This is a genomic window from Halomonas elongata (assembly GCF_029081005.1).
GTDB lineage: Bacteria > Pseudomonadota > Gammaproteobacteria > Pseudomonadales > Halomonadaceae > Halomonas > Halomonas elongata_B.
The window spans coordinates 47,077-73,346 of the sequence record NZ_JAJQTQ010000001.1; the positions used below are offsets into that span (position 1 = coordinate 47,077).

A 26,270-nucleotide genomic window follows, 5' to 3' on the forward strand; every position below is an offset into this window, starting at 1 on the left:
ACGGGTTTTATTCTTTGGAAATAATTTCTGTATACAGAGACTAGGCTCACCCGCCGGGAGCCGTCAATACGTAGTGAAAAATATTTCCAGCCATTACATCACCGAAAATTCAATAGGTTGCTAAAAATGGAAAAATTTCCCGAAAAATCATGATTAAAGATATCAGCCGTGCTCCGCCACCTCATCAAGCCAGTTCTGGGCGCTGGAGAATTGCATTCTGGATACATGAAAAAGACCCTGCATGGCACAGGTGCCGAACAGGGTCTTGCAGGGATATCGCGGCTGAGTCCGGCGAGGGGCGCCGGATTGCTCGAGCGCCCCGGCAGGCAGCGCCGATCAGCGACGCTTGCTGTAGGGCAGCGCCATGTGCCGATTGACGTCCTTGTACAGCAGGTAGCGGAAGGGACCGGGACCACCCGCATAGCAGGCCTGGGGGCAGAAGGCGCGCAGCCACATGTAGTCCCCGGCCTCGACCTCCACCCACTGCTGATTGAGATGGTAGACCGCCTTGCCCTCGAGCACGTAGAGGCCGTGCTCCATGACGTGGGTCTCGTCGAAGGGGATCACGCCACCAGGCTGGAAGGTGACGATGGTGACGTGCATGTCATGACGCATGTCATCCGGGTCGACGAAGCGCGTGGTGGCCCAGACCTCGTTGCAGTCCGGCATCACCGTCGGTTCGATGTCGTTCTCATTGACCACGAAGGGCTCGGGCACATCGATGCCGTCGACGAACTCGTAGGCCTTGCGGATCCAGTGGAAACGCACCGGCGCATCGGCTTCGTTACGCAGTTGCCAGTCACTGCCCGGTGGGATGAAGGCGTAACCGCCCGGCACCATGCGATGCGCCTCGCCGGCGATGGTCAGCATCATCTCGCCTTCCACCACGAACAGCACGCCTTCGGCCCCCGGGTCGGACTCGGGCCGTTCGCTGCCGCCACCCGGCGAGACTTCCATGATGTACTGGGAGAAGGTCTCCGCGAAGCCGGACAGCGGCCGGGACAGAATCCAGAGCCGGGTATTCTCCCAGTGGGGCAACTTGCTGGTGACGATGTCGCGATAGACGCCCCTGGGGATCACCGCGAAGGCCTCGGTGAACATGGCACGGTCGGTGGTCATGACCTTCTGCCCCGGGTGGCCACCGTGGGGGGCGTAGTACTGTCTCTGGGTCACGGGGTTTCCTCTTGTTCGCGTGGGGACGTGACGGCCTCGCCATGGGGCAGGGTCACGCGGATATCGATCGGATGCTCGTCGCAGTTGTTGCCCTGGCCGCCGCGATCCACCACCAGGAATTCGCCCTCGCGCTCCAGAACGGACTGGATGGCATGCCAGGTACCGGCGCGATAGTTGACCCCCTGGCGGCCATCGGTGACGAAGGCTTGCACGCTCTCGGGGTCGATTTGCTCGCCGGGGGGCGCCACCACGATGATGAAGCGCTCTTCGTGCATCGGCACGAACGCCTGGCTGCCCTGGGGATGTCGCTCCAGGAACGACAGGTCCAGCGGCACGCTGATGGGCTGGCTGACGAAGATGCTGATCAGCGCCCGCGCCTCCTCGCCCAGCGTCTCGACGCGCGCCAGATCATGGTAACGCCGGGTTCGGCCGGCGTTGATATGAAAGTAATCGGAGACTCGCGTATCGATCACCTCGCCGAAGGGAGCGAACGCCTCCGGGGTAAGCGGACGCGCCTCGAGTTCAAGCATATAACCTCCTGCATGAGAGATGGGCCATCTCTCGGACATTACAAACGGCTACGGCACCTCGGGCACCGCCACCCTCTTATCGAGATTTTCGGTTCATCGAGCGTCTGTGGCTGCCATACCTGCGGCCCAGTACCAACGTGACCCTCGGCCTGCGGCAGTCGCCTGAAAAAAATTATGGAAATCTTTTCCAGATTAAGCTTCAATCGAAACCGTGGCAATACCGAGAAGGAGATGACGCTCCTCTCTCGCTTCAGCCACCAGGCAGCAATTCGCCATGTCTTGTTTCAAATCACGCCCATACGCAAGTCTCAAGCCTTCGAGCGTACCTGTCCCAAGCAAGGCACCCGTGCCACATCTCAACAACAACCCGAGGTACTGCATGTCCCAACAGCCTCAGACCACTGATAGCCGAGCATCCCGAAAAAGCCATAAAAGCTCGTTTCAGATACCCCATATCTATGTGATTCTCTTCATTTTTATCGCTCTCGCCTCGGTTGCCACGTACTTCGTGCCGGCAGGCACTTACGAGCGTATTCCCGGGCCAGACGGTCGCACCACCATCGATGCGGCGTCCTTCCAGTTCGTCGAATCGACCCCTGTCAGTCCGGTCGACTTCATGCTGGCGATTCCCAATGGGCTGATGAGCGCCGGTCAGGTCGTGTTCTTCACCTTCATGATCGGCGGCATGTTCATGGTGCTGCGACGAACCGGCATCATCGAGATCGGGGTCGACAAGCTGAGCCGACGCTTCGCCAACCGAAGCTTGCTGATGATTCCGGTTCTCATGACCACCTTTGCCGTGGTGGCCACACTGATCGGTACGCAAGAACTGTCGCTGGTCTATGTGCCGGTCATCCTGCCATTGATGATCGCCCTGCGCTTTGACTCGGTGACCGCCGCCGCCGTGGCGCTCTGCGCCACGACAGCAGGTTTCACCACGGGCGTGCTCAATCCCATCAACACCGGACTGGGCCAGCAGCTCGCCGGACTGCCGCTCTATTCGGGCTTCGTACTGCGCGCGATCATTTTCGTCATCATCTTGTGCGTCGGCATCTTTTTCGTCATGCGCTATGCGCGCAAGGTCCACAACGACCCTTCGCTGAGCCTGATGGCCGACGATGAAGCCGAGGCGGAGAAGCGCGCCTCCTACCAGCACGCCACCGACGAAGGTGCCCTGGTCGCCAATTCCCGCCAGAAGCTCGCCGCTCTTGCCGCCTTCGGCTTCTTCGCCCTGTTGGTGTACGGCGTACTCGCTCAGGGCTGGTTCATGATGGAAATGGCCGGCCTGTTCATCATCATGGGGATCGTCGTCGGCCTGATAGCCGGACTGAACGGCGAAGAAATCTGTGAAGGATTCAACCAGGGCTTTCGGGATGTCCTGGTTGGCGCCATGATCGCCGGTATCGCCCGAGGTGTCGCCGTGGTGCTCGAGGATGGCCAGATAATGGACACGCTGGTCTATGGTCTGGGCAACCTGGTCGGGGAGCTCCCCAGCCTGCTGTCGGCCATCGGCATGTACCTCGCCCAGCTCGGCTTCAATTTCGTGGTGCCTTCCGGCAGTGGCCAAGCCCTGGTCACCATGCCGATCATGGCGCCATTGGCCGACCTCATCGGCGTTACCCGACAGACCGCCGTCCTCGCCTATCAACTCGGCGACGGTATCGGCAACATCCTCTACCCCACCTCCGGCTACTTCATGGCGACCCTGGCATTGGCGGGTGTGCCCTGGCAGAAATGGATCAAGTTCTTCTTCCCGCTGTTCTGCACCTGGGTCCTGATCTCGCTGTGTCTGCTGACCTTTGCACAGGCCACTCAGTGGACCGGCTAAGCCTTTCCGCAACTGACTGGCACCTGTCAGCCTGACACTGTCAATCCGCCACGACTCGCCCCATCGCAGCACCTGATTCTCGAGGCCATATCGAGGATCAGGTGCTGCAACGCTTTTCACCATGGAATCGAGACGCTGCATCGAGCGAGTTACCCGCGTGCCGGGTGACGCTCGGCCCAGTGCCGGGCGATATCCACGCGCCGGGTGACCCAGACGCGGTCATGAGCTTCGATGTGGTCGAGGAACCGCTGCAGGGCGCGGAAGCGCCCGGGGCGACCGATCAGGCGGCAGTGCAGCCCCACCGACAGCATCTTCGGTGTTTCCTCGCCCTCGGCATAGAGGACGTCGAAGGCATCACGCAGATAGGTGAAGAAGTGGTCCGCGGTGTTGAACCCCTGGGGAGCAGCGAAACGCATGTCGTTGCTGTCCAGGGTGTAGGGCACCACCAGATGGTCGTGCTCGCGGCCCTGGCTGTCGGCCTCGCGCGTCCAGAACGGCAGGTCGTCGCCATAATAGTCGCTGTCGTAGAGGAAGCTTCCCTCGTCGAGTACCAGACGACGGGTATTGGGGCTGTCACGACCGGTGTACCAGCCCAGCGGCGTCTCGCCATACAGCGACTGGAAGATCTCGATCGCCTTGCGCATGTGCTCACGCTCGATATGCTCGGGCATTTTCTGGTAATGGATCCAGCGATAGCCGTGACAGGCGACCTCGTGCCCCAGTTCCTTGAAGGCCTGCGCCACATCGGGGTTGCGTTCCAGGGCCATCGCCACGCCGAAGACGGTCAACGGCAGGCCGCGGCGCTCGAACTCGCGCAGCACTCGCCAGACGCCTGCCCGTGACCCGTACTCGTAGATCGATTCCATGCTCAGATGGCGGTCCGGGTAGGACTCGGCACCGATGATCTCGGACAGGAATTGCTCCGAACCGCTGTCACCGTGCAACACGCAGTTCTCGCCGCCTTCCTCGTAGTTGAGCACGAACTGGACGGCGATGCGTGCCCGGCCCGGCCAGTCGGCATGAGGCGGCGTGCGACCATAGCCGATCAGATCCCGGGGATAGTCGCGTCGAGTCGATGATGTCATGACGAAGCTTCCTTCTTGTTTTCGCGACGCTCGTGTTGCGGCCCGGCATCATCGCCACGAGCCTCGGCGCATGGCGGCCGCATTTTGAGCGACATTAAATGTATACAATAAAATACTAGTGTGTACCCACTGCGGATGCAAGTCCCGTTGCCTTGCCCACACCGGCGCAAGCGCCTCCCGCAAAGGGGCATCTTCGTCGGCGGACGAATTTTCAGGCTCCACTTTTGTATACAAAAAATCAAGTCCGGTATCCCGGCCTTGCCGTCGTTCTCGATTTCCGCTCCTCGGCCTTGCCTCATCCACACGCGAGCATACCCGGCATCAGCCCGCTTCAGGGGGGCGGACCGATCGGCCAATAAAGGAGTATACAGATAAGAAAGGCGCAGTCAGTCCAGGATGGAAAGGCAATTGGACACAAAAATTGTACACACCAGTTGGACACAACAACACTATCGGAATAGTGCAGTAACTCATTGTTTATCAATGATAAATATCGCCTACCGAGAGAAGGAAAAACTCCTTGCCTTCGGTATTATTCAATCCTATTTTGTGTACAACACTTCAATATTTTGTTCACAAAAACAACACCGGGAGCCGCCATGCGCCTCAATGTCATCAATCCCAACACGACCCGCGGCATGACCGACACCATCGCTGCCGCCGCACAGCGCATTGCCGCCTCGGACACACGCATCATGGCCACCCAGCCGGCACATGGCCCGGTTTCCATCGAGAGCCACTTCGACGAGGCGATCAGTGCCGTGGGTGTGCTCGAAGAGGTGGCAGCCGGTGACCGTGAAGGCGCCGATGCCCATATCATTGCCTGCTTCGGCGATCCCGGTCTGCTGGCGGCGCGCGAACTGACACGCGCACCGGTGATCGGCATCGCCGAAGCCGCCTTCCATATGGCCACCCTGATCAGCACACGCTTCTCGGTCGTCACCACCCTGGGACGCACCGGCATCATCGCCGAGCACCTGCTCGAACAATATGGCTTTCGCCATCACTGCCGTCGAGTACGCGCCGCCGAAATTCCTGTTCTCGATCTCGAGAACGATGGCGATGCCGCCCTGGTGCGAATCATCGAGGAATGCCGACAAGCGCGCGATGAGGATGGCGTCGGCGCCATCGTGCTGGGATGCGGCGGCATGGCCGACCTCACCGACGAGATTGCCGAAGCGGTCGGACTACCGGTGGTCGAGGGCGTGACCGCCGCCGTCAAGCTGGCCGAGGCGCTCGTCGGCCTGGGGCTCGGTACCAGCAAGCATGGCGATCTAGCCTTTCCACGCCCCAAGACCTTCGTCGGTCGTTTTGAGCACCTTTCCAGTTCAACCGAATAATCACGCCAAAGCCACCTGACATCGCGTCAGGACACAGACCGCAAGCCTCACCGTTTTCCCGCAGGAAACCGGCAACAACGACAATCAGCGAACCACTTGCGAGGACACCACCATGGCACCTTCCCCCACGGGCGCCCCGAATGGCGCCAAGACCGCCACCGATCCCACGACACCCCCCACTCCCGAATCCGGCACCAAGGCGGCAGGCAACGAATCCCTGGCGCCACAGAAGACACGCATCATGGGGCGGACTTCCTACCTGCTGGCATGGTTCGGTGGCTGCGTCTCGATCGGCACCTTCACCATGGGCTCCAGCGTCGTCGGAAGCCTCAACCTCATCCAGGCGACCCTGGCCATCGCCATCGGCTGCTTCGTGATCGGCCTTGCCCTGGCCCTGAATGGCGCGCCCGGCTACAAGTACGGCATTCCTTTCATGGTCCAGGCGCGCAGCGCCTTCGGCTTTTCCGGCACCCGCCTGCCGGGCCTCGTGCGCGCCGTGCCCGCCATCGTCTGGTACGGCTTCCAGAGCTGGATCGGCGCCGGGGCCCTGAACATGGTCTCGGCGACCCTGTTCGGTTTCGACAATCTGGTCTTCTTCTTCATCACCTTCCAGCTGCTGCAGATCGCCCTGTCGGTGCTGGGCTTCCAGGGCATCAAGTGGCTGGAGAACATCGGCAGTGCCTTCATCCTGTGCTCGCTGGTCTACATGTTCTACAGCACGGTGCAGCGCTATGGCGACGAGCTCTCCGCCAGCATGCTGACCATGGAAGGTTCCTGGGGCATGCCCTTCTGGGGGGCCACCATGCTGTTCCTGGGCATCTACAGCACCATGATGCTCAACGTCAGCGACTACTCCCGTGAACACAAGGAAGGCACCGGACCAGGCCTGCTGACCACGATCTATGCCATGTCGATCCTGCCCTGCACGATGTTCATGGGACTGATCGGCTACATGGTATCCGAGGCCACCGGCGTGGCGGATCCGATCAAGGTCTTCGCCAACGCCGTGGACAACACCCCGCTGCTGATGACCACCCTGCTGTTCATCGCCTTCGCTCAGGTCACCACCAATGTGCTCAACAATGTGGTGCCGCCGACCTATGTGCTGATGGATGCCTTCAAGCTGAAATTCCGCACGGCCACCGTAATCGTCGGTCTGCTGGCCTTCGCTACCTTCCCCTGGGAGCTGGTCAAGGACGAGTCCGCCGCCGGCCTGCAGATGTTCGTCCAGACCTATTCGGCCTTTCTCGGTCCGATCTTCGCGGTGCTGGTGGTGGACTACTACCTGATTCGCCGCCGCACCCTGGATCTCGGCAAGCTGTACGACGAGAACGGCCCCTATCGCGGCGTCAATGTCGCCGCCCTGGTGGCCACCGCGGTGGGCGTGATCGCCGCCTTCAGCATTTCCACCGTGTCCTGGTACGCCAGCCTGATCCCGGCGGGCCTGACCTATTACCTGCTGATGCGCTACTGGGCCCCCTGCCAGCGCTTTCGTGACTGAGCCTTCCGGCCACCCATGGCCCTCCTGACGGGGAGGGCCTTCGTTCGCCCAACAAGACCAAAAGGCACACCTTCATGACGGACCAAGAACTGGACATCCAGCACCGTGATCCCCGCCTGTACAACGACGACCTTGCGCCAATCACGTCGGAACGGCGTACCTGGGGCTGGTTCGAGATCTTCAATGTCTGGTCGAACGATATCCAGAGCCTGTTCGGCTATACGCTCGCGGCCTCGCTGTTCATCTCCTATGGCCTCAATGGCTGGGCCGTCATGGCAGCGATCATTCTTGCCGGCTTCGTGGTGATGGTACTGGTCAACCTGACCGGCAAGCCGAGCGTCAAGTATGGTATTCCCTTCCCGGTAATGATCCGCGCCAGCATGGGCGTCCACGGCGCCAATTTCCCGGCCATGCTGCGCGCTGTCATCGGCATCTTCTGGTACGGCGTGCAGACCTATTTCGCCTCCACGGCAGTATCGCTGCTGCTTACCTCGCTGTTCGGCGACCCCGGTGGCCAGTGGCTCGGCATGACAGCCCTCGACTGGCTTTCCTTCGTGATCGTCTGGTGCTTCCAGATCGCCCTGTTCTGGCAGGGGATCGAGCGCATCAAGCACTTTCTCAACTGGGCGGGGCCGCTCGTCTATGTGGTAATGATCGCGCTGATGGTCATCGTCTGGTTCAAGGCCGGCAGCGATCTCCTGCCGGCGGTGAGCACCATCTTCAGCGGCGCCAGTGACTACGAGGGCAATGCCCTGACTGCCTTCATGGCGATTACCGGCACCATGATCGCCTACTTCGCCGCGGTGGTGATCAACTTCGGCGACTTCACCCGCTTCGTGAAGAGCGAGAAGCAGATGAAGCTCGGCAACCTGCTGGGCCTGCCCCTCAATGTCGCCTTCTTCTCCTTCATTGCCCTGATCATCACGGCCGGCACCCTGGCCCTGTTCGGCGAAACGCTGACCAACCCCTCGGACATCATCGACCGGGTCGATTCCCTGCCGCTGACCATCGTCGCCGCCATCACCTTCTTCGCCGCCACCGTGGGTATCAATCTGGTCGCCAACTTCATTCCGCCGGCCTATGACCTGGCCAATCTCTTTCCACGCCGCATCAGCTTTCGCATAGGTGGCCTGATCACCGCCGTGATCGCCTTCTTCGTCGGCGCCCTGTGGATGTCGGTCATCAGCAAGATCGGTATCGCCGGCTTCGTCAACGCCCTCGGCGCCGTGGTGGCCCCCTTCTACGGCATCATCGTGGTCGACTACTACCTGCTGAAGCGCCAGCGCCTGAACATCCAGGACATCTTCTCCGCCGACCCGGATGGCGCCTACCACTACATCAAGGGCTGGAACCACCGCGCCCTGATCGCCTTCGCGATGGCCGCGCTGTTTTCGGTGTCATCGGTCTGGGTTCCGGCCCTCGAAGCACTGGGCGGCTATGCCTGGCTGATCGGCGCCGCCCTGGGCGGGCTCTTCCATTACCTGCTGATGCGAGGGCAACACCAGCCCGTTACCGAATAGCGTATCGCGGCACAAGGACGTGCCGCCGCCGGACGGTAGACCGGCGCGAGCCCGCCCACGCCAGCAGATTCCCACATCTGCGCCAGCGTGGAGCGGGCGACAATCAACGGGATCAGGAGGATCGTGTTGATTGCCTTATAAACAGTAGCGCTCAGAGGGTGTTTACAAAAGTCACGAGCGACGGCCAGGCCAGGCGAAATCAGCCGAAAAAGCGGAGTTTACGAGCTGGTAAATGAGCATTTTGAGGCTGATTTCAACGCCGCATGGTCGAGCGCAGTAGTTTGTAAACACCCTCTCAGTTGCCAAAGGCGGTGTCGAAGGAAGGGGCTGCCTTCAGGCAGAGAAGATCTGATACAGATCCGGCGTTTCCTCTTCCTCCTCGTGGATGGAGAGGGACGCCTCGATGGCCTTGAGATGCCGGCCCATGAAGGCCTGGGCACGTTCGCCGTTGCCCTGCTCGAGAAAACTCAGCAGGTCATCGTGATCATGGGATTCGCAGCCCAGATGGCCGGCATTGCCATAGACGGCGAGGATCAGCGAGGAGCGCGAGCAGAGTCGCTCGACGAATTCCGCCAGGGTGGCATTGCCCGACAGACGTGCCAGGCGGCCGTGGAAAGCGGCGGACATCTTGATGGCGGCACTCTGCTCGCCACCCTTGAGCGCCTCGCGTTCGCGGCGCGCCATGTCGCGCAGCTCCTGGGCCGCCTCGGGGGTCATGCGCCGGGCGACCTCCGGCATCAGGCCGCATTCGATCATCTGACGGGCATCGAAGACATCCTTGGCCTCGGCGGCAGTGGGCCGCGTGACACTCGCCCCCCGTCGAGGGGTCAGCGTCACCAACTGCTCCAGGGCCAAGCGTTGCAGGATCTTGCGGATGCCGGTGCGGCTGACGCCGAACACCTCGGACAGGGCATCCTCGCGAAGCCTGGCGCCGGGTTTCAGGCGATGCTCGATGATGGCATCGCTGATGGCATGATAGATCGACTCATGACGTTCGGGACCGTCCCCATTCTTGCCGGGACGCCCCACCCTCTCGTTGGCCTTGCGCTCGGTTGCGGCCCGACGCTGGTTCATGGATCGTTCATCTCCCTGAAAACCCGATACAAGGTCCATTGTATACGTATTCCTGTCGTCAACACGACCGCCGCCCGCCGAATTCGGCGGGCGGCGGTCGGGACATGGTAGCGTCTGTCAGGTTCAGGGCGACCAGTTGGCGATCTCGGTACGCTCCTCGTCGGTCATCTGGGTGACGTTGCCGAGCGGCATGTAGCCACTCGCCACCACCTGCTTGATCTGATCGACCTGGCGCAGTACCTGTTCGGGCGTCTCCAGTGCCACACCGGCCGGTGCTGCCGAGAAGCCCTCGTGGGACGGATTCTCGGCGTGGCACTGGGCACACCGATCGATGACGATCTGCTCGGCGTGTCCGGCCGCCTCGGTACCGGAAGCCGCCACGGACTCGTCCATCTCGGAGGCCTCGGCGTCGGAGGTTTCGGTCTCCGAAACGGCGCTGGACGGCTCGGCGGAAGCGGTCTCGGCGTCGCCGCCACCGCTGCCGGCCGGCGCACCGACCCACACCGCCACCAGGATCAGGACCACCCCGGCGGCCGGATAGGCCGGCTTGATCTGACCCGCATGCATCAGTACGAAGAACTGACGGATCAGGGCCCCGGCGAAGATGAACAACGTCATGATCACCCAGGCCAGGTCATGGGAATACGCGAAGGAATAGTGGTTGCTGATCATCAGCAACACCACCGGCAGCGTAAAGTAGGTGTTGTGCACCGAGCGCTGCTTGCCTCGCTTGCCATCCAGCGGATTCGGCGTCTCACCGGCCTTCATCGCCTTCACCATGCGGCTCTGGCCGGGGATGATCCAGAAGAAGACGTTCGCCGACATGGCAGTGGCCATGACCGCGCCGGTCAACAGGAAGGCGGCCCGGCCGGAGAAGATCTGGGTGCTCAGGTAGGCGACCACCACCATCATCACGGCCACGGCGAGGCTCAGGATGCCATCGCGATCCATGTTGGGGCTGATGCGCTTGCACAGCTCGTTATAGACCACCCAGCCACCGAGCAGGAACAGCAGTGCCACCACATTGGCCTGCCAGCCGGTCAGATTGGCGGCCCAGGCCCAGTCGCTTCCCGGATTGACCAGATAGAAGCTCGGGTTGACCATGTACAGCAACACGAACAGCCCGAAACCGGACAGCCAGGTGGCATAGGATTTCCAGAACGACCAGTGCAGATCCTCAGGCAACTTGGCCGGCGCACTGGCGTACTTCTGGTTGTGGTAGAAACCGCCACCATGCACGGCCCACATCTCGCCGAACACGCCCTTCTCCTTGTCCTCGTCCGCCTTGGGAGGACGCAGGCCATTATCCAGCATCACGAAATAGATCGATTCGCCGATCCAGGCAATGGCGGCGATCACATGCAGCCACCTCAACAGGAGGTTGGCGAAATCCAGTAGGTAGGCTTCCATCGGTCAGGCCTCGTTGGAATTATGCGATTGTTGTCTCGATACTTGGGCAGGGTGAGCACTGCTGATTGATGTCGCGGAGGCTGATCGTCGAGCGCAGCAATGACTCAGTGTTCCCTCAGCTTCCCCGATAGGTGGAATAGCTGTAGGGCGACAGCAGCAGCGGCACATGATAATGCTGGGACGCATCGGCCACCCCGAACCGCAGGGGAATCACATCCAGAAAGCGCGGAGCGTCACCGGCCACGCCCTGTCGGTCCAGATACTCGCCAGCATGGAAGACCAGCTCGTATTCGCCGACACTGAAGGCCTCGCCTTCCAGGATGGGTGAATCACAACGACCATCGTCGTTGGTGACGACCTCGCTCAGCCGGGTGCGCTCATTGCCTTCGAGGCGATAGACCTCGATGCGGATGCCCTTGCCCGGGAGCCCCGATGATGTATCCAGCACATGTGTCGTCAGGTATCCCATGTGTTTCTCCTCCAGTCGATGGAACCGACGTGCCCGTGGTCTGCCAGGCGCTCGCCTCTCGACGGACACGCTGCTCTTGAAGACATTTTTAGTACCAATAAGGGTACATTTCAAAACATTTTTTGTATACAGTTTATCGAGGCACGATAACGCGAACCTGTTTCCCGACTCGCAAGGAGACTCCCATCATGAGTGACAAGCTGCTCTCTCCCCGTCCCAGCACACTGGATCGGGCCGCCTTCATCGACCAGTATGGCGATATTTACGAGCACTCACCCTGGGTGGCCGAACTCGCCTGGGAGCGTGGCCTGGAAACGGCACAGGACACGCCGGAAGGACTCGCCGCGGCCATGGGCGAGGTACTCACGTCAGCCGACGCCGAACGTCAGCTGGAAGTGATTCGCGCCCACCCCGATCTGGCCGGCAAGGCCGCGGTCGCCGGCGAGCTTACCGATGACTCCACCCGGGAACAGGCCGGCGCCGGCCTCGACCAGTGCACGCCGGAGGAGATGGCCCGCTTCGAGCGCCTGAACGAGGCCTACAAGGCCCGTTTCGGCTTCCCCTTCGTGATGGCCGTCAAGGGCAGCGACCGCCACGCCATCCTGGACGCCTTCGAGACACGTCTGAAGAACGACCTCGCCGAGGAACGCCGTACCGCGATCGAACAGATCAACCGGATCGCGGCCTTTCGTCTGCACGACCGGGTCGCCTGAAGGCTCGGCTCAGGACCACTATACTGACGGAACGGCAAGCGGCATTTGAGGAAAACGCGATGTTCCGTCATCGACAGGAAGCCGCCGAGTCGCTGGCCCGGCGGCTCACCCACCTGAAGGGCCAGAATCCGTTGATTCTCGCCATTCCCCGGGGTGGCGTGCCCATGGGTCGACGCATCGCCGATATTCTGGAAGGTGAGCTGGATGTCGTGCTGGTACGCAAGCTTGGCGCGCCGGGCAACCCGGAGTTCGCCATCGGTGCGGTCGGCGAGGGAGACCGAATCTGGCTGGAAGACGCCGCCAACCACTTCGGCGAGGCCGCGATCACTCGGGAAATCGAACGACAGCGCGCCCTGATCGCAGAACGCCGCCAGCGCTATACGCCGGTGCGTGCCCCCATCGATCCCGCCGAACGCCTCGTCGTCGTCGTGGATGATGGCAGTGCCACCGGCGCGACCATGACGACGGCCCTGGAAAGCCTGCGCCCCCGCGGGCCCGTTCGTCTGATCGCCGCCCTGGGGGTTGCGCCGCCGGAGACCCTGGCACGACTGGAACGCCTCGCCGACGAGGTCGCTTGCCTCGAGGCGCCGGCGTACTTTCGTGCCGTCGGTCAGTTCTACGCCGACTTCTCGCCGGTCGACGACGATGAGGTGATTCGCTTACTGGGGAGCCAACCGGGATAAGCCCTTCAGAACACCCTCTTCACCGGTAAGCGCCCTCGATGTCCGTCACCCGCGTCGCCTGACGCCCGAGCCCACCATAAAGGTCGAGCATGCGCTCGAGCCAGGCGTAGACGGGGTCGGCATTGGACACCAGGTCGGCACTGGAGACACAACGCGCCCACATGAAATTGCCGAAAACGATGTAGTCGGCCCCGCCCGGCGCCTCGCCGTCAAGATATGTCGACTCTTCGAGGCGTCCGCGCAACGGCCCCAGGGCGGTATCGAGCTGCGACAGCCCCCTCACCGGCGAATGCACCTCCTCCAGGGTACGGCCGAAGCGCTTCTCGCGAGTTTCGCGGAAATAGGCCCGATCATCCGGATGAATGGCGTTGAGCAGATCCATGATGATGATGTGCAGCATCGCCGGCGCCAGGGAGCGTTCGGCATAGTGCGCCATGAAGCGCCCGCGAGCATCCGCCATGCTGTCCCCCAGCAGCGGCGCTTCCGGGTAGGTGCGATCCAGATAGCGCAGGATCTCGTAGCTGTCGGCCACCACCGTCTCGCCATCGACGAGCACCGGGACCTTGTCATGGTTGGCGAAGGCCAGGGCCTGCTTCTCGCTGAAGCGCCAGGGACGCGTCTCGACGTCGAGCCCCTTGTGGGCAAGGGCGTAGCGAACCCGCCAGCAGTAGGGAGAGAAGCGCAGCGCTTCGTCGATACCACAGAGATCGTAGAGCACCCGTGTCATGCCGACTCCTCGCATTCGATAAAGGAAAGGGAAGTGCCGATAGTGCCAGCAGTCATCGTCTATCGCCAATGCACCGAGACTTGCCCCGGGCTCTTGCCGTCGAGCCTGTCGAGGGTTGCCCCCTCCTTGTCCATTGGTATAGCCATTCGATCGTCACGGCGTCCTTGCCGTGTTGGCCTCCATCGCCAACTCGTTGAATCGCCAGCCAAGTGAATCCAGCGAGGCTGGACTACCTGCGCACCTTGATTGGTAAAACCAATGATCCCTGGATCGTCATGGCCGCCACCAGGGCCTATCGTGGTAGGGGTCTCGGCATCCTTGTCCAGACATGCCAGGACCGCCTGACGACTCCGCCCAACGCGGGTCGTCGTGATATCCACTCCATCGACCACAAAAAACGGAAAATAATTCCATAGATTTATGATGCGCTTTTCCCTAGCATCGAGATCAGTGGATGCCATTCCGTGACACCGGAGCCGCCATGAACCTCCTCTTCGACGAGCGACTCGACGGCGAACTACCCCACCGCGACAAGACGGCAGTGCTCGCCGAGCTGCAAGCCACCTTGCCGACCCTGACCCTGCTGCATCGCGAAGAGGACCTGCGTCCCTTCGAGTGCGACGGCCTGGCCGCCTATCGCGTGCTGCCCATGCTGGTGGCCCTGCCCGATGACCTCGAGCAGGTCGCGACCCTGATGCGATGCTGCCATGAGCTCGGCGTTCCGGTGGTCACGCGTGGCGCCGGCACCGGACTGTCCGGCGGCGCCCTGCCGCTGGAACGCGGCGTGCTGCTGGTGATGTCGCGCTTCCAGCGCATCCTGGAACTGGATCCCGAGGCTCGCACCGCCCGCGTCCAGCCCGGCGTTCGCAACCTGGCGATCACCGAGGCGGCGGCCCCCCATGGACTCTACTACGCCCCCGACCCCTCGTCGCAGATCGCCTGCTCCATCGGCGGCAACGTGGCCGAGAACGCCGGCGGCGTGCACTGCCTGAAATACGGCCTGACGGTACACAATGTGCTGGCCCTGGAGATCATCACCCTCGAGGGCGAGCGGATGCGACTCGGCGGTGAGGCCCTGGACGCCCCGGGCTTCGATCTGCTCGCCCTGTTCAACGGCTCCGAAGGCATGCTCGGCGTGGTGACCGAGGTCACCGTCAAGCTGCTGCCGAGCCCGGAGACCGCCAAGGTGCTGATGGCCAGTTTCGACGACGTCGGCAAGGCCGGCCAGGCGGTAGGCGACATCATCGCCGCCGGCATCGTCCCCGGCGGCCTGGAGATGATGGACAACCTGGCGATCCGCGCCGCCGAAGACTTCATCCACGCCGGCTATCCGGTGGACGCGGAGGCGATCCTGCTCTGCGAGCTGGACGGCGTGGAGGCCGACGTGGACGACGACTGCGACACGGTACGCGGCGTGCTCGAGAACGCCGGCGCCACCGATATCCGGCTCGCCCGGGACGAGGCCGAGCGCACGCGCTTCTGGTCCGGACGCAAGAACGCCTTCCCGGCGGTGGGCCGCATCTCGCCGGACTATTACTGCATGGACGGCACCATTCCACGACGCGCCCTGCCCGAGGTCCTCGGCACCATCGCCTCGCTCTCGGCCGAATATGGCCTGCGGGTCGCCAATGTCTTCCACGCCGGCGACGGCAACATGCACCCGCTGATCCTGTTCGATGCCAATCGCGAAGGCGAACTCGAACGTGCCGAGGCGCTTGGGGGACGCATCCTGGAAGCCTGCGTGGCAGCCGGCGGTTCGATCACCGGCGAGCATGGCGTGGGGCGCGAGAAGATCAACCAGATGTGCGTCCAGTTTCCCACCGGCGAGCTGACCACCTTCCACGCCGTGAAGGCCGCCTTCGATCCGGTGGGCCTGCTCAACCCGGGCAAGAACATTCCCACCCTGGCCCGCTGCGCCGAGTTCGGTGCCATGCACGTGCATCACGGCGAGCTGCCGCACCCCGAACTGCCCCGTTTCTGAGGAGGTATCATGGCGTCACATCAAGGCTCCCTCCCGGATCGGGACATCAGCGAGGCGCTCGGCGAGCGCATCCGCCGTGCCGATGCCGAGGGCACGCCACTGCGCATCGTCGGTGGCGACACCAAGGCCTTCCTCGGCAACACCGTCGACAGCAAGCCACTCTCCACCCGCGAGCACCGCGGCATCACTCGCTATGATCCGGTGGAATTGATCGTCTCGGTACGCGCCGGCACGCCCCTGGCCGAGCTGGAGGCCCGCCTCGACGAGCAGGGCCAGCGTCTCCCCTTCGAGCCGCCCCACTTCGGCGACGCCGCTACCGTCGGCGGCATGGTCGCCACCGGCCTCTCCGGGCCGCGACGTCCCTGGGCCGGCGCCGTACGCGATTTCGTGCTCGGCATTCGCCTGATCGACCGACACGGCGCCTCCCTGCGCTTCGGCGGCGAAGTCATGAAAAACGTGGCCGGTTACGACCTGTCGCGGTTGATGGTCGGCGCCCAGGGCTGCCTCGGCCTGCTCGCCGAAGTCTCGCTCAAGGTACTGCCAAAGCCCGCGGCGCAGCACAGCCTGCGCCTCGAGATGCCCCTGGCCCAGGCGCGTCGCCACCTCATCGAATGGGGCCGGCAACCGCTGCCGATCACCGCCGCCGCCTGGTTGGACGGCGCCCTCCATCTACGCCTGGAAGGTGGCCCCGGTTCGGTCGACGCCACGGGTCGACACCTCGGCGGCGAGTCGCTGGACGCGACTTTCTGGTCGGCCCTGCGGGAACAGCACCTGACCTTCTTCACCCGGGAGGACGACTCGCGACCGCTGTGGCGACTCTCGCTTCCTCAGCAGGCGCCCGCGCCCGAGCTGGAGGACGTCGACGAGACCACCATGCTTCACGACTGGGCGGGCGCCCAGCGCTGGCTGCGCTGCGCCGCCCCCGAAGAGACGGTGCATGACGAGGCGATTCGCCTGGGGGGCCACGCCACGCACTGGAGATCCGGCACCGGTAGCCCCTTCACGCCACTGCCGCCGGTGCTCGCCAAGTATCACCGCCGGCTCAAGGCCGAGCTCGATCCCAACGGCATCTTCAATCCCGGGCGACTTTACGCGGAGCTTTGACATGCAGACCCATTTCACCGAGCGAGACCTGGAACAGCCGCACCTCCGCGAGGCGGAGCGGGTCCTGCGCACCTGCGTGCACTGCGGCTTCTGCAACGCCACCTGCCCCACCTACCAGTTGCTGGGCGACGAGCGCGATGGCCCGCGGGGCCGCATCTATCTGATGAAGACGCTGCTGGAGAGTCGCGACGACGATAACCAGGCCACCGAGGAGACACGGCTGCACCTGGATCGCTGCCTCAGTTGCCGCAACTGCGAGACCACCTGCCCTTCCGGCGTGGAATATCACAAGCTGCTCGACATCGGTCGCGCCGAAATCGAACGCCGCGTGCCGCGCAAGGCTCCCGAACGGGCCTTCCGCTTCGCCCTGCGCAAGGCCCTGGTGGAGCCCGGACGCTTCAAGGCCCTGCTCAAGCTCGGCCTGACCTTTCGCCCCCTGGTGCCCGGCCCGATCAAGGCCAAGCTGCCGCCTGAGCCGGTGAATGCCGGTGTCCGTCCCGAGGGACGGGACCATGAGCGCCAGATGTTGATCCTCGAAGGGTGCGTCCAGCCCAGCCTGTCGCCCAACACCAATGCCGCCACCGCCCGCGTGCTGGACCGGCTCGGCATCGGCCTGACCCCGGCCCCCGAGGCCGGCTGCTGCGGTGCCGTCGACTTCCACCTCGATGCCCAGGAAGCCGGTCGCGACCGGGCGCGGGCCAATATCGACGCCTGGTGGCCATATCTCGAGAAAGAGCTTGAGAAAGAGGGCGAGGCCGGCTGCGAGGCCATCGTCCAGACCGCCAGCGGCTGCGGCGCCTTCGTCAAGGAATATGGCGACATCCTCGCCGACGACCCGGCCTATGCCGACAAGGCCGCCCATGTCAGCGCCCTGGCCAAGGACCTGGTGGAGGTCATGGAGGGTGAATCGCTCGACGGCCTGGCCCTGGAGAACGGCAAGCGCCTCGCCTTTCACTGCCCCTGTACCCTCCAGCATGCCCAGCGACTCGGTGGCCACGCCGAGGGCCTGCTCAAGCGCCTCGGTTTCCAGCTGACCCAGGTACGCGACGCCCACCTCTGCTGCGGCTCGGCGGGCACCTATTCCATCACCCAGCCGGCGCTTGCCACCCAACTGCGCGACAACAAGCTCGACGCCCTGGAGGAAGGCCGACCGGACGTCATCGCCACCGCGAACATCGGGTGCCAGAGCCACCTCGCCGGCGCCGATCGCACGCCGGTACGCCACTGGATCGAACTCGTCGACGACGCATTAACCCCAGCGACGAGCTGCGGGCCACGAGCAGCCCGTAGTTCGAAGCTCGAAGCTCGAAGCTCGAAGCTCGAAGCCACTACAACCACAAGGAGTCATCCATGAAGACCAAAGCCATTCTCGGCCTCGCCGAGGTCAACGCCGTTCTCGACGCCGCTCAGCGCGAGGCCGAAGCCAACCAGTGGACCATCACCGTGGCCGTGACCGACGACAGCGGCGAATTGCTCGGCCTGCGCCGGCTCGACGGTGCCGCACCGATGACGGCCATGATCAGCGCGCAAAAGGCGCGCACCGCCGCCCTCAGCCACAAGGAAACCCAGGTCTTCGAGAACATGATCAACGAGGGGCGAACCGCCTTTCTTTCCGCGCCGCTGGAGGGGTTGCTCGAAGGCGGCGTTCCGGTGGTCGTCGACGGTCGAGTGATCGGGGCGGTCGGCGTTTCCGGCGTCAAGGCCGACCAGGATGCCCAGGTGGCGAAATCCGGCATTGCCGCCATGCGGTGAGTCGCTGGTCGACGCTCAAGCGAATCGTTAAGCTGGCAGGATAGACAGCAGCGATGACGCTCGGAGGACAGACATGGCCGGCGGCTGGTCGAAGGATGGCGATGTACAGCAGCAGATCGACGACAGTGTGCGCGACGAGCTCGAGCGCGCCAGACGTGCACTCCCGCAGGGAGACAGTGCGCATTTCTGCCATGAGTGCGACGAGCCGATTCCTCGCGCGCGTCGGGAAGCGATTCCCGGCGTGCGCCTGTGCATCGACTGCCAGGCCGAACGCGACAGGAAGGGAGGCCCCGCCGGCGGCTTCAACCGACGGGGCAGCAAGGACAGCCAGCTGCGGTGACTGCTCCCCGCCCTAAGCGCTGACGCGCTACGGGCGAGGCTTCCCACTTCTCAGGCAGCAGCCGGCGATATGCCGGACTTACGCAAGCCTCCATGGGCAGAGACGGACAGCCCTTCCGCCTTCAACTTCACGATGCCTTGATGCTTGATGTTCAACGCTGCGTTGATGTCCCGGTCGTGCTGTGTGTGGCAGGCGGGGCACTCCCACGACCGGACGTTCAACGGCATGGCGTCCATCTTGTGCTGGCAGACATGGCAGGTCCTGGAGCTGGCAAACCACGGGTCGATCTTGACCAGATGCTTGCCCTGCTCCCTGGTCTTGTCGTCCAGCTTGGCAGTCAAGGCATGCCATGACGCATCGCCGATGTGCTTGGCGAGCTTGGCGTTCTTCATCATGTTGCGGACCTTCAGCGTCTCAACGATCACCGCTTGGTTATCGTCAACGATCTGTCGAGAGAGTTTGTGCTGAAAGTCGTTGCGGGCATTGGCGACCCGCTCATGCGCCTTGGCGACGAGTAACCGTGCCTTGGCGCGGCGTCGGCTGCCCTTCTTCGTGCGTGACAGCGCCTGCTGTTTGCGCTTGAGGTTCTTCTGCGCCTGCTTGAGGAATCGCGGATTGGCGATCTTGCGCCCGCTGGAGTCAATGGCCAGATGCGACAACCCCATGTCGAGGCCGACGACACTGGCAGCGTCAACGTCCATCAGCGGTTCTGGGGCGACGTGAGCTGTTTCAAAGAGCAGCGAGGCGTAGTGCTTGCCGGTGACCGTTCGGGTCAGGGTGATGCTTTTCAGTCTGCCTTCGACCTGGCGATGCATCCTGGCCTTGATCGGCCCGAGCTTGGGCACCTTGATCCAGCTATCGCCGGCATTGACGCCGACGCAGTGATAGCTGGACTGCTGGCCCCGCTTACTCTTGAAGCGCGGATAGCCGGCCTTCTGCTTGGGGTCGAAGAAGCGCTGGAAGGCTTGGTCGAGATTGATGCACGACTGCTGGAGAGCCATGGAATCCGCTTCTTTCAGCCAGCCATACTTGCGGGACTTCTTGGCCACCGGCAGCAGTTTCTTGATGTCGTGTTTGGCGCTCAACGACTGGCCATGGCGCTTGTAGCGATGAGACATGATGCGAAGGCCGGTGTTGTAGCAGAAACGCACCGCGCCGAACTGGCGGTTCAGAAACGCCACCTGCTCGACCGTGGGGTAGATACGTATCTTGGTGGCCTTCAGCATGGAACGTCATCAACAACTGGATGTATGTTCAGCGTATACCGCCGTGCCCAATGCCGCAAACCCAGCAGTGCTACCGCACTGCCCGCTTGTATCCCCGCCCGAGTAGGCGAGGGTTCACGCGGATTTTACTGAGAGGCTCGCTTCCCCCGCCAAGCGTTATCCGGACCAGGGTCATCTGTGCGCTATCACCCAGTCGAGAAAGGCCCGCTTGGCCGGGGCCCCATCACTCGGGTCGACATCGATGAGCCCATAACCACTGGAGGTCGCCACCCTGAGGTGCTCCAGCCCCACCAGCATGTCGCGTTCAATCAGATCATCCACCAGACCCTGCCAGCCCAGTCCCACGCCCTGACCGGCAATCGCCGCCTGAATCAACAACGTATAGTTGTTGAAGACCAATTCCGATGGTTCCCCATACGTCATGCCGGCCAGGCGGTCGAAATAGCCCGACCAATCCAGCCAGCCCTGGCCTTGATCGGCCGTCAACATCAACAAGGGCAACTCGGCGAGTCTCGCCGAATCCTCGATGGCCCCATGCGTGTCGAGAAATCCCGGGCTACAGACCGGAAAGACGTCTTCATGAAACAGGCGAGGCCTGGTTTCCAGCGTCCGGGCATCACAGAACGCGATCGCCACATCGACCTCCTGTCCATGCCAGTCCACCTCCCCATGGTTGGTCATGATGCGCACGTCGATATGCGGATGATCACGTCGAAACGTCGGCAAACGCGGCATCAGCCAATACGACGCCAGGGAAAAGTCGGTCAGGATATTCAATCGGGGATTGCGGTGTCGCTGCTGCAATTGCTCGATGGTCTTCTCCATGATCGAGAAGCCTTCCCGAACGCTGGCAGAGAGCAACTGGCCGGACTCGGTCAACCTCACGCCCCGATAGACGCGATCGAACAGACGCACGCCAAGTTCTTCCTCGAGGGCACGAACCTGCTGGCTGACGGCAGACTGCGTGGAACGCAACTCCTGGGCCGCGGCGGTGAAACTCAGATGTCGAGCCGCCGATGCGAAGACACGCAAACCGTTCGGCGACACTTTTCTGTCCATCAACGACATTAGCTTACCTTATGGATGACATAAAAAAAGACCGAGTTTACAGGTCATGAGATTAGTAAGGAGACTGACATAACACCAGCCAACCACTAACGGGAGCCCAACAATGACCGCTCGCCAGCCCAATATCCTGTTCCTGATGGCCGATCAGATCGCCGCCCCTTCGCTGCCCTTCTACGGCCATCCCGTCGTCCAGACCCCCAACCTGTCGCGCCTGGCGAGCGAAGGCGTGGTCTTCGACTCGGCATACTGCAACAGCCCGTTATGTGCCCCCTCGCGTTTCGTTCTGATGGCGGGCCAGTTGCCGTCGCGTATCGGTGGCTACGACAATGCCGCCGACCTGCCGGCGGATACCCCGACCTTCGCCCACTACTTGCGCGATGCCGGTTATCTCACCGCCCTGTCCGGCAAGATGCACTTCTGTGGGCCGGACCAGTTGCATGGGTTCGAGGAGCGCCTGACCACCGATATCTATCCGGCCGACTACGGCTGGTACGTCGACTGGGAACATTTCGATGAGCGCCCCAGTTACTATCACAACATGTCCTCGGTCATTCAGGCGGGGCCCTGCGTGCGGTCCAATCAGCTCGACTTCGACGATGAAGTGACCTTTCGCGCCCAACGTTTTCTCTACGACTATGCCCGTAATGGGGAGACGCGTCCCTTCTGCCTGACGGTCTCGCTGACGCACCCGCACGACCCCTACACCATTCCGCGTGAATACTGGGATCGCTATGATCATGACGACATCGACATGCCGAGTGTTCCTTACTCGCGCGACCTGATGGACCCGCATTCCAGGCGGTTGCGCTATATCTATCAACTCGACGAGAACACGATCGACGACGCGCAGATTCGCAATGCGCGGCATGCCTATTACGGGGAAATCAGCTACGTCGATGATCAACTGGGCAAGGTGCTCAAGGCACTCGAGGAAACCGGGCTGGACGAGGACACCATCATCGTCTTTTCCGGTGACCATGGCGACATGCTCGGTGAGCGTGGCCTCTGGTTCAAGATGAGCTGGTTCGAGCGCTCGGCGCGTGTCCCCATGCTCGTTCATGCCCCCGGCCGCTTTGCGCCTGGCAGGGTCAGCCAATCGGTCTCCACCGTCGACCTGTTGCCGACCTTCGCCGAATTGGCCAACGGCGGACAAGCTCCCGACTATGCGGTTCCCGTGGATGGCCGCAGCCTTCTCCCCCACCTGACGGGCCAGGGCGGACACGACGAAGTGATCGGCGAATACTGTGGCGAAGGCGCCATCGCGCCGTTGCTGATGATTCGTCGCGGACGCTACAAGTTCGTCCATTCGACGCCGGACCCCGACCAGCTATTCGATCTCGAGGCCGATCCCCTGGAACTCACCAACCTGGCCGAACGGGACGACTACCAGGGCCTGCGCCAGGAATTTCGTGAGGAAGTGGCCCGGCGCTGGAACCTCGATGCGTTCTACGACCGGGTGATCGATAGCCAGCGTCGCCGCAAGATGATTGCTCGATCGCTCATGAAGGGGCAGGTCACGACCTGGGATCACCAGCCGCAATTCGATGCCAGTACGCAGTACATGCGCAACACCATCGACCTGGATGATCTCGAGGCACGCTCACGCTTTCCGACCCCTGCATCCGAGCCCGCATGAACCTATCATCAACCCATCGACAACACCCCGGACCAGACGAGCCAGCATCGCTGGCCCCTTGAAGGCCGGCCAGGTGACAGCCGGGCCTGGAGGAGCCCGGCAGTGGATGACATCAATGCCACCGATATCGTGATAACAATATGAGAGGCATTCAACATGACACGACAACCGACAACAATACGTCACATCAATCCGACCATCTTCCAGGAAGCCGTTATCGGAACACCTGCGGGTGACTCTTCCTTTCACATCAGGAGGAGTCTCCCATGAGCTTGCCAAGCGACCCGGCCCCCTCCGCGGCGATGGACAGCGACATGCAGACGGACTATGTGGTCGGCCAGGACAATATCGAGGGACACCTGGGGCCCATCGGCTTCGATATCCACAACCGGGTCTTCGTCGTCTCGGCCCTCGCCTCCCTCCTCTTCATCGTGCTCACCCTGCTGTTTCCGGAACGGGCGGGCAGTGTTTTCCAGTCCATCGTCGCCTTCTCCACCGGCACCCTGGACGGGTACTTCATGATCGTGGTGGATTTCTTCATCCTGTTCTGCGTGGCGCTGGTCGTCCTGCCCTACGGCAAGGTCAGGCTGGGCGGGCCCGATGCCCGGCCGGAGCACGGCTACCTGTCCTGGTTCGCGATGCTGTTCGCCGCCGGCATCGGTATCGGCCTGCTGTTCTTCGGCGTGCTCGAGCCGGTCTATCATGCCAACGTTTCCCTGCCGCTGGGCGTCGCCTCGCCGTTCGGAACCGATGGCGAGCTGAACCCGGCAGCCATCGCCGAGGCCAGCGCCCTGGGCCTCGCCGGCACCTTCCTCCATTGGGGCATTCATGGCTGGGCTGTCTATGTGGTCATGGCCCTGGCGTTGTCCATCTTTACCTACAACAAGGGCCTGCCCTTCTCCATCCGTTCAGCGTTCTTCCCGATCCTCGGCGACCGCGTCTGGGGCTGGTGGGGGCATGTGATCGATATCCTGGCGGTCTTCTCCACCCTGTTCGGCCTGGCCACGTCGCTCGGCCTCGGGGCCCAGCAGGCCAATGCGGGGATGAACTTCGTCTTCGGGCTGGACGTCAACGCCACCACCCAGGTCACCGTCATCGTGCTGGTCACGGCGGTGGCGCTGGTGTCGGTCTGGCGCGGGCTCGAAGGCGGCGTGAAGAAGCTCTCCGAGATCAACATGGCCCTGGCCGTGCTGTTCTTCTTCTTCGTGCTGTTCGCCGGCCCGACCCTGGTGGCCTTGAGCGGCTTCTGGACGGGGCTTTCGACCTATGTCACGGAATTCCTCCCGCTGTCGGCGCCCTTCGGTCGCGACGATGACGCCTACCGCCAGTCCTGGACCATCTTCTACTGGGCCTGGTGGATCAGTTGGGCCCCCTTCGTCGGCATGTTCATCGCCCGGGTGTCGCGGGGCCGCACGGTCCGCGAGTTCGTGATCTGCGTGCTGTTGATCCCCAGCCTGTTCATCTTTATCTGGATGGGCGTTTTCGGCGCCACTGCGCTCGACCAGCTCTATGCCGACCCGGCCGGCAGCCTGGTCAAGGACTATGTGATCGACAACTACAGCCCCGAGCTGTCGCTGTTCGGCATGCTCAACGAGCTACCTCTGACGGGCCTGATGTCGACCCTGGGCATCATCCTGGCGCTGATCTTCTTCGTGACGTCCTCGGACTCCGGCTCTCTGGTGATCGATACCATCACCGCCGGGGGCAAGGTCGACGCCCCCCGTCCTCAGCGGATGTTCTGGGCTGCGGTCGAGGGCCTGATCGCCATCGTGCTGCTGCTCGGCGGCGGGCTTTCGGCGCTGCAGGCCGGGGTCACGGCGACGGCGATCCCGTTTTCCATCGTGATGCTGCTGATGTGCTACTCCATCATCAGGGCCCTCAACGGCGAACTTCGCCTGATGCGCAGCAGGGTTGCCTGACGCCATCGCCCACCTCATGAAATTACCTCTCCCGGGCGTCGCCGGGTCCGCCCCGGCGACGCCATCAAGAGGGTGTTGACAAAAGTCACGAACGACGGCCAGGGCCAGGGCGGGCCCACGCATTCCATGAGCGGGCGCAGGCATTTTTCAGGCACACGACGTAGCACTCTTGCCGATTCCCCCGTATCGTCGACACTCATCCTCCAGTCCCCCCATCCGGGACCCCGTTTCGACATGCCAGGGACGTCATGCCGCTACTCCATTTCCTCCCTCCGCTCGGCGCCGTACTGATCTGGTCGGGCAACATGACCATCAACCAGCTCACCGTGGGCGCCATCGCGCCGAGCAGCATCGCCTTCCTGCGCTGGTTGCTGGCGCTCGCCGTCCTCACCCCCTTCGTGGCCCCCGTGGCCTGGCGTCACCGCGCAACCCTGTGCCGAGAGTGGCCCAGGCTGGCCGTCCTCGGCCTGCTCGGCATGGGCCTCTGGCAGGGCCTCGCCTACGTGGCTGCCGAGACCACCTCGGCCACCAACATGGGCATCCTCGCCGCCATGGTGCCACTGCTCACCGTGCTGCTCAGCGCCCTGATCCTGCGGGAGCCGCCCAGCATCGGCGGTATCGTCGGCGGGCTGTTCGCCCTCATCGGCGTCGCCCTTCTGCTGGGAAGCGGTAACCCACTGTCACTGCTCGACCTCGAGATCGCCAGTGGCGACGCCCTGATGCTGGTCGCGGCCACCTGCTATGCCCTGTACGGCGTGATGCTCAAGCGCTGGTCCTTCGACCTGCCGCCCTGGGTGCTGCTCTACGGGCAGGTGATCTGCGCCGTGCTGATCCTGCTACCCCCTTATCTGCTCGGCCCCATGACCCCGGTGAACCTGGGCAACGTCGGCTTGATTCTCTATGCCGGCATCCCCGCCTCCATTGTCACGACCTACCTGTGGATGCTCGCCATCCGCCGCATCGGCGCCAGTCGAGCCAGTATCTTCATCAACCTGATGCCGCTGTTCAGCGCCGTGATCGCGATGGTCGCCCTGGGCGAGCGCCTCGCCGCCTACCACGTTCTCGGCGGCGCCCTGGTGCTCGCCGGCGTCATCATGGCCCAGACATGGACATCCCCCTTGCGCCGGAGCTCGCTGATACCGACCGACACGTCACGGCGCCGGCCATGACGCTGGCGGCGCGGCCAGCCAG

Annotated in this window: 23 protein-coding genes; 14 read left to right on the top strand and 9 right to left on the bottom strand. The window is 62.9% G+C overall.

The window, feature by feature from the left end; all coding sequences use genetic code 11:
* Positions 1 to 336: 336 nt before the first annotated feature.
* Together LU493_RS00195 and LU493_RS00200 are read right to left on the bottom strand one after the other, a co-directional pair.
* Positions 337 to 1,173: a bifunctional allantoicase/(S)-ureidoglycine aminohydrolase gene (locus LU493_RS00195; protein ID WP_275285758.1), complete on the bottom strand. Its 837-nt coding sequence runs from the start codon at positions 1,171 to 1,173 to the stop codon at positions 337 to 339.
* Complete coding sequence (locus LU493_RS00200; RefSeq protein ID WP_275285759.1) at positions 1,170 to 1,703, bottom strand: ureidoglycolate lyase; 534 nt, start codon at positions 1,701 to 1,703, stop codon at positions 1,170 to 1,172. The genes LU493_RS00195 and LU493_RS00200 overlap by 4 nt, the downstream gene beginning before the upstream one ends.
* Positions 1,704 to 2,082: 379 nt before the next feature.
* On the opposite strand from LU493_RS00200, the gene LU493_RS00205 reads away from it, so the two are divergent.
* The gene (locus tag LU493_RS00205; protein ID WP_275285760.1) at positions 2,083 to 3,531 is read left to right on the top strand and encodes a YfcC family protein; all 1,449 of its coding nucleotides are present in this window, start codon (positions 2,083 to 2,085) and stop codon (positions 3,529 to 3,531) included.
* Between the two features lie 149 nt (positions 3,532 to 3,680).
* Here LU493_RS00205 and puuE read toward each other — a convergent pair whose 3' ends face one another.
* Entirely contained in the window at positions 3,681 to 4,616 is a 936-nt protein-coding gene (gene puuE / locus LU493_RS00210) for an allantoinase PuuE (protein WP_275285761.1), read from the bottom strand.
* Positions 4,617 to 5,215: 599 nt separating this feature from the next.
* Between puuE and LU493_RS00215 the strand changes: the two genes are divergently transcribed.
* The 3 genes from LU493_RS00215 to LU493_RS00225 all read left to right on the top strand — a co-directional run bounded on the left by LU493_RS00215 (position 5,216) and on the right by LU493_RS00225 (position 8,977).
* Positions 5,216 to 5,956: an aspartate/glutamate racemase family protein gene (locus tag LU493_RS00215; RefSeq protein WP_275285763.1), complete on the top strand. Its 741-nt coding sequence runs from the start codon at positions 5,216 to 5,218 to the stop codon at positions 5,954 to 5,956.
* Between the two features lie 241 nt (positions 5,957 to 6,197).
* On the top strand, positions 6,198 to 7,457 hold the full coding sequence (locus LU493_RS00220; protein WP_428994506.1) for an NCS1 family transporter: 1,260 nt from the start codon (positions 6,198 to 6,200) through the stop codon (positions 7,455 to 7,457).
* 74 nt (positions 7,458 to 7,531) lie between these two features.
* Positions 7,532 to 8,977, top strand: a complete 1,446-nt coding sequence (locus LU493_RS00225; protein WP_275285765.1) for an NCS1 family nucleobase:cation symporter-1 — start codon at positions 7,532 to 7,534, stop codon at positions 8,975 to 8,977.
* A 333-nt stretch (positions 8,978 to 9,310) separates the two neighbouring features.
* On the opposite strand, the gene LU493_RS00230 is transcribed toward LU493_RS00225, so the two are convergent.
* The 3 genes from LU493_RS00230 to uraH form a co-directional block, all read right to left on the bottom strand.
* Entirely contained in the window at positions 9,311 to 10,051 is a 741-nt protein-coding gene (locus tag LU493_RS00230) for a GntR family transcriptional regulator (protein WP_275285766.1), read from the bottom strand.
* A 123-nt stretch (positions 10,052 to 10,174) separates the two neighbouring features.
* Complete coding sequence (locus LU493_RS00235) at positions 10,175 to 11,461, bottom strand: urate hydroxylase PuuD (protein WP_275285767.1); 1,287 nt, start codon at positions 11,459 to 11,461, stop codon at positions 10,175 to 10,177.
* 115 nt (positions 11,462 to 11,576) lie between these two features.
* The gene (gene uraH, locus LU493_RS00240) at positions 11,577 to 11,930 is read right to left on the bottom strand and encodes a hydroxyisourate hydrolase (RefSeq protein ID WP_275285768.1); all 354 of its coding nucleotides are present in this window, start codon (positions 11,928 to 11,930) and stop codon (positions 11,577 to 11,579) included.
* A 188-nt stretch (positions 11,931 to 12,118) separates the two neighbouring features.
* On the opposite strand from uraH, the gene uraD reads away from it, so the two are divergent.
* The gene (gene uraD, locus LU493_RS00245) at positions 12,119 to 12,643 is read left to right on the top strand and encodes a 2-oxo-4-hydroxy-4-carboxy-5-ureidoimidazoline decarboxylase (protein ID WP_275285769.1); all 525 of its coding nucleotides are present in this window, start codon (positions 12,119 to 12,121) and stop codon (positions 12,641 to 12,643) included.
* 59 nt (positions 12,644 to 12,702) lie between these two features.
* Entirely contained in the window at positions 12,703 to 13,326 is a 624-nt protein-coding gene (locus LU493_RS00250) for a phosphoribosyltransferase (protein ID WP_275285770.1), read from the top strand.
* A 19-nt stretch (positions 13,327 to 13,345) separates the two neighbouring features.
* On the opposite strand, the gene LU493_RS00255 is transcribed toward LU493_RS00250, so the two are convergent.
* Positions 13,346 to 14,053 carry a glutathione S-transferase N-terminal domain-containing protein gene (locus LU493_RS00255; RefSeq protein WP_275285771.1) on the bottom strand — a complete coding sequence of 236 codons (708 nt, stop codon included), beginning with the start codon at positions 14,051 to 14,053 and terminating at the stop codon, positions 13,346 to 13,348.
* Between the two features lie 481 nt (positions 14,054 to 14,534).
* On the opposite strand from LU493_RS00255, the gene glcD reads away from it, so the two are divergent.
* The 5 genes from glcD to LU493_RS00280 all read left to right on the top strand — a co-directional run bounded on the left by glcD (position 14,535) and on the right by LU493_RS00280 (position 19,230).
* Positions 14,535 to 16,034 (top strand): glycolate oxidase subunit GlcD, encoded by a 1,500-nt coding sequence (gene glcD / locus LU493_RS00260; RefSeq protein ID WP_275285772.1) that lies wholly within the window; start codon positions 14,535 to 14,537, stop codon positions 16,032 to 16,034.
* Between the two features lie 9 nt (positions 16,035 to 16,043).
* Positions 16,044 to 17,138 (top strand): glycolate oxidase subunit GlcE, encoded by a 1,095-nt coding sequence (gene glcE / locus LU493_RS00265; protein WP_275285773.1) that lies wholly within the window; start codon positions 16,044 to 16,046, stop codon positions 17,136 to 17,138.
* 1 nt (position 17,139) lies between these two features.
* Positions 17,140 to 18,492: a glycolate oxidase subunit GlcF gene (glcF, locus tag LU493_RS00270; protein WP_275285774.1), complete on the top strand. Its 1,353-nt coding sequence runs from the start codon at positions 17,140 to 17,142 to the stop codon at positions 18,490 to 18,492.
* Positions 18,489 to 18,890: a heme-binding protein gene (locus LU493_RS00275; RefSeq protein ID WP_275285775.1), complete on the top strand. Its 402-nt coding sequence runs from the start codon at positions 18,489 to 18,491 to the stop codon at positions 18,888 to 18,890. The genes glcF and LU493_RS00275 overlap by 4 nt, the downstream gene beginning before the upstream one ends.
* 73 nt (positions 18,891 to 18,963) lie before the next feature.
* Positions 18,964 to 19,230, top strand: a complete 267-nt coding sequence (locus LU493_RS00280; protein ID WP_275285776.1) for a DksA/TraR family C4-type zinc finger protein — start codon at positions 18,964 to 18,966, stop codon at positions 19,228 to 19,230.
* Positions 19,231 to 19,280: 50 nt separating this feature from the next.
* Here LU493_RS00280 and LU493_RS00285 read toward each other — a convergent pair whose 3' ends face one another.
* Entirely contained in the window at positions 19,281 to 20,456 is a 1,176-nt protein-coding gene (locus LU493_RS00285; protein WP_275285777.1) for an RNA-guided endonuclease InsQ/TnpB family protein, read from the bottom strand.
* Between the two features lie 171 nt (positions 20,457 to 20,627).
* Positions 20,628 to 21,503: a LysR family transcriptional regulator gene (locus LU493_RS00290; RefSeq protein ID WP_275285778.1), complete on the bottom strand. Its 876-nt coding sequence runs from the start codon at positions 21,501 to 21,503 to the stop codon at positions 20,628 to 20,630.
* Between the two features lie 124 nt (positions 21,504 to 21,627).
* Between LU493_RS00290 and betC the strand changes: the two genes are divergently transcribed.
* From betC to LU493_RS00305, 3 genes are all read left to right on the top strand, one after another.
* Complete coding sequence (betC, locus tag LU493_RS00295) at positions 21,628 to 23,160, top strand: choline-sulfatase (RefSeq protein WP_275285779.1); 1,533 nt, start codon at positions 21,628 to 21,630, stop codon at positions 23,158 to 23,160.
* A 266-nt stretch (positions 23,161 to 23,426) separates the two neighbouring features.
* Positions 23,427 to 25,079, top strand: a complete 1,653-nt coding sequence (locus LU493_RS00300) for a BCCT family transporter (protein WP_275285780.1) — start codon at positions 23,427 to 23,429, stop codon at positions 25,077 to 25,079.
* Positions 25,080 to 25,327: 248 nt separating this feature from the next.
* Positions 25,328 to 26,248: a DMT family transporter gene (locus tag LU493_RS00305; protein ID WP_275285781.1), complete on the top strand. Its 921-nt coding sequence runs from the start codon at positions 25,328 to 25,330 to the stop codon at positions 26,246 to 26,248.
* The last annotated feature ends 22 nt before the right edge of the window (positions 26,249 to 26,270 follow it).

Coding starts and splice junctions, on each gene's coding strand:
- LU493_RS00200 (WP_275285759.1), bottom strand. CDS start 1,703: ATGCTTGAACTCGAGGCGCGTCCGCTTACCCCGGAGGCGTTCGCTCCC.
- LU493_RS00205 (WP_275285760.1), top strand. CDS start 2,083: ATGTCCCAACAGCCTCAGACCACTGATAGCCGAGCATCCCGAAAAAGC.
- puuE (WP_275285761.1), bottom strand. CDS start 4,616: ATGACATCATCGACTCGACGCGACTATCCCCGGGATCTGATCGGCTAT.
- LU493_RS00215 (WP_275285763.1), top strand. CDS start 5,216: ATGCGCCTCAATGTCATCAATCCCAACACGACCCGCGGCATGACCGAC.
- LU493_RS00220 (WP_428994506.1), top strand. CDS start 6,198: ATGGGGCGGACTTCCTACCTGCTGGCATGGTTCGGTGGCTGCGTCTCG.
- LU493_RS00225 (WP_275285765.1), top strand. CDS start 7,532: ATGACGGACCAAGAACTGGACATCCAGCACCGTGATCCCCGCCTGTAC.
- LU493_RS00230 (WP_275285766.1), bottom strand. CDS start 10,051: ATGAACCAGCGTCGGGCCGCAACCGAGCGCAAGGCCAACGAGAGGGTG.
- LU493_RS00235 (WP_275285767.1), bottom strand. CDS start 11,461: ATGGAAGCCTACCTACTGGATTTCGCCAACCTCCTGTTGAGGTGGCTG.
- uraH (WP_275285768.1), bottom strand. CDS start 11,930: ATGGGATACCTGACGACACATGTGCTGGATACATCATCGGGGCTCCCG.
- uraD (WP_275285769.1), top strand. CDS start 12,119: ATGAGTGACAAGCTGCTCTCTCCCCGTCCCAGCACACTGGATCGGGCC.
- LU493_RS00250 (WP_275285770.1), top strand. CDS start 12,703: ATGTTCCGTCATCGACAGGAAGCCGCCGAGTCGCTGGCCCGGCGGCTC.
- LU493_RS00255 (WP_275285771.1), bottom strand. CDS start 14,053: ATGACACGGGTGCTCTACGATCTCTGTGGTATCGACGAAGCGCTGCGC.
- glcD (WP_275285772.1), top strand. CDS start 14,535: ATGAACCTCCTCTTCGACGAGCGACTCGACGGCGAACTACCCCACCGC.
- glcE (WP_275285773.1), top strand. CDS start 16,044: ATGGCGTCACATCAAGGCTCCCTCCCGGATCGGGACATCAGCGAGGCG.
- glcF (WP_275285774.1), top strand. CDS start 17,140: ATGCAGACCCATTTCACCGAGCGAGACCTGGAACAGCCGCACCTCCGC.
- LU493_RS00275 (WP_275285775.1), top strand. CDS start 18,489: ATGAAGACCAAAGCCATTCTCGGCCTCGCCGAGGTCAACGCCGTTCTC.
- LU493_RS00280 (WP_275285776.1), top strand. CDS start 18,964: ATGGCCGGCGGCTGGTCGAAGGATGGCGATGTACAGCAGCAGATCGAC.
- LU493_RS00285 (WP_275285777.1), bottom strand. CDS start 20,456: ATGCTGAAGGCCACCAAGATACGTATCTACCCCACGGTCGAGCAGGTG.
- betC (WP_275285779.1), top strand. CDS start 21,628: ATGACCGCTCGCCAGCCCAATATCCTGTTCCTGATGGCCGATCAGATC.
- LU493_RS00300 (WP_275285780.1), top strand. CDS start 23,427: ATGAGCTTGCCAAGCGACCCGGCCCCCTCCGCGGCGATGGACAGCGAC.
- LU493_RS00305 (WP_275285781.1), top strand. CDS start 25,328: ATGCCGCTACTCCATTTCCTCCCTCCGCTCGGCGCCGTACTGATCTGG.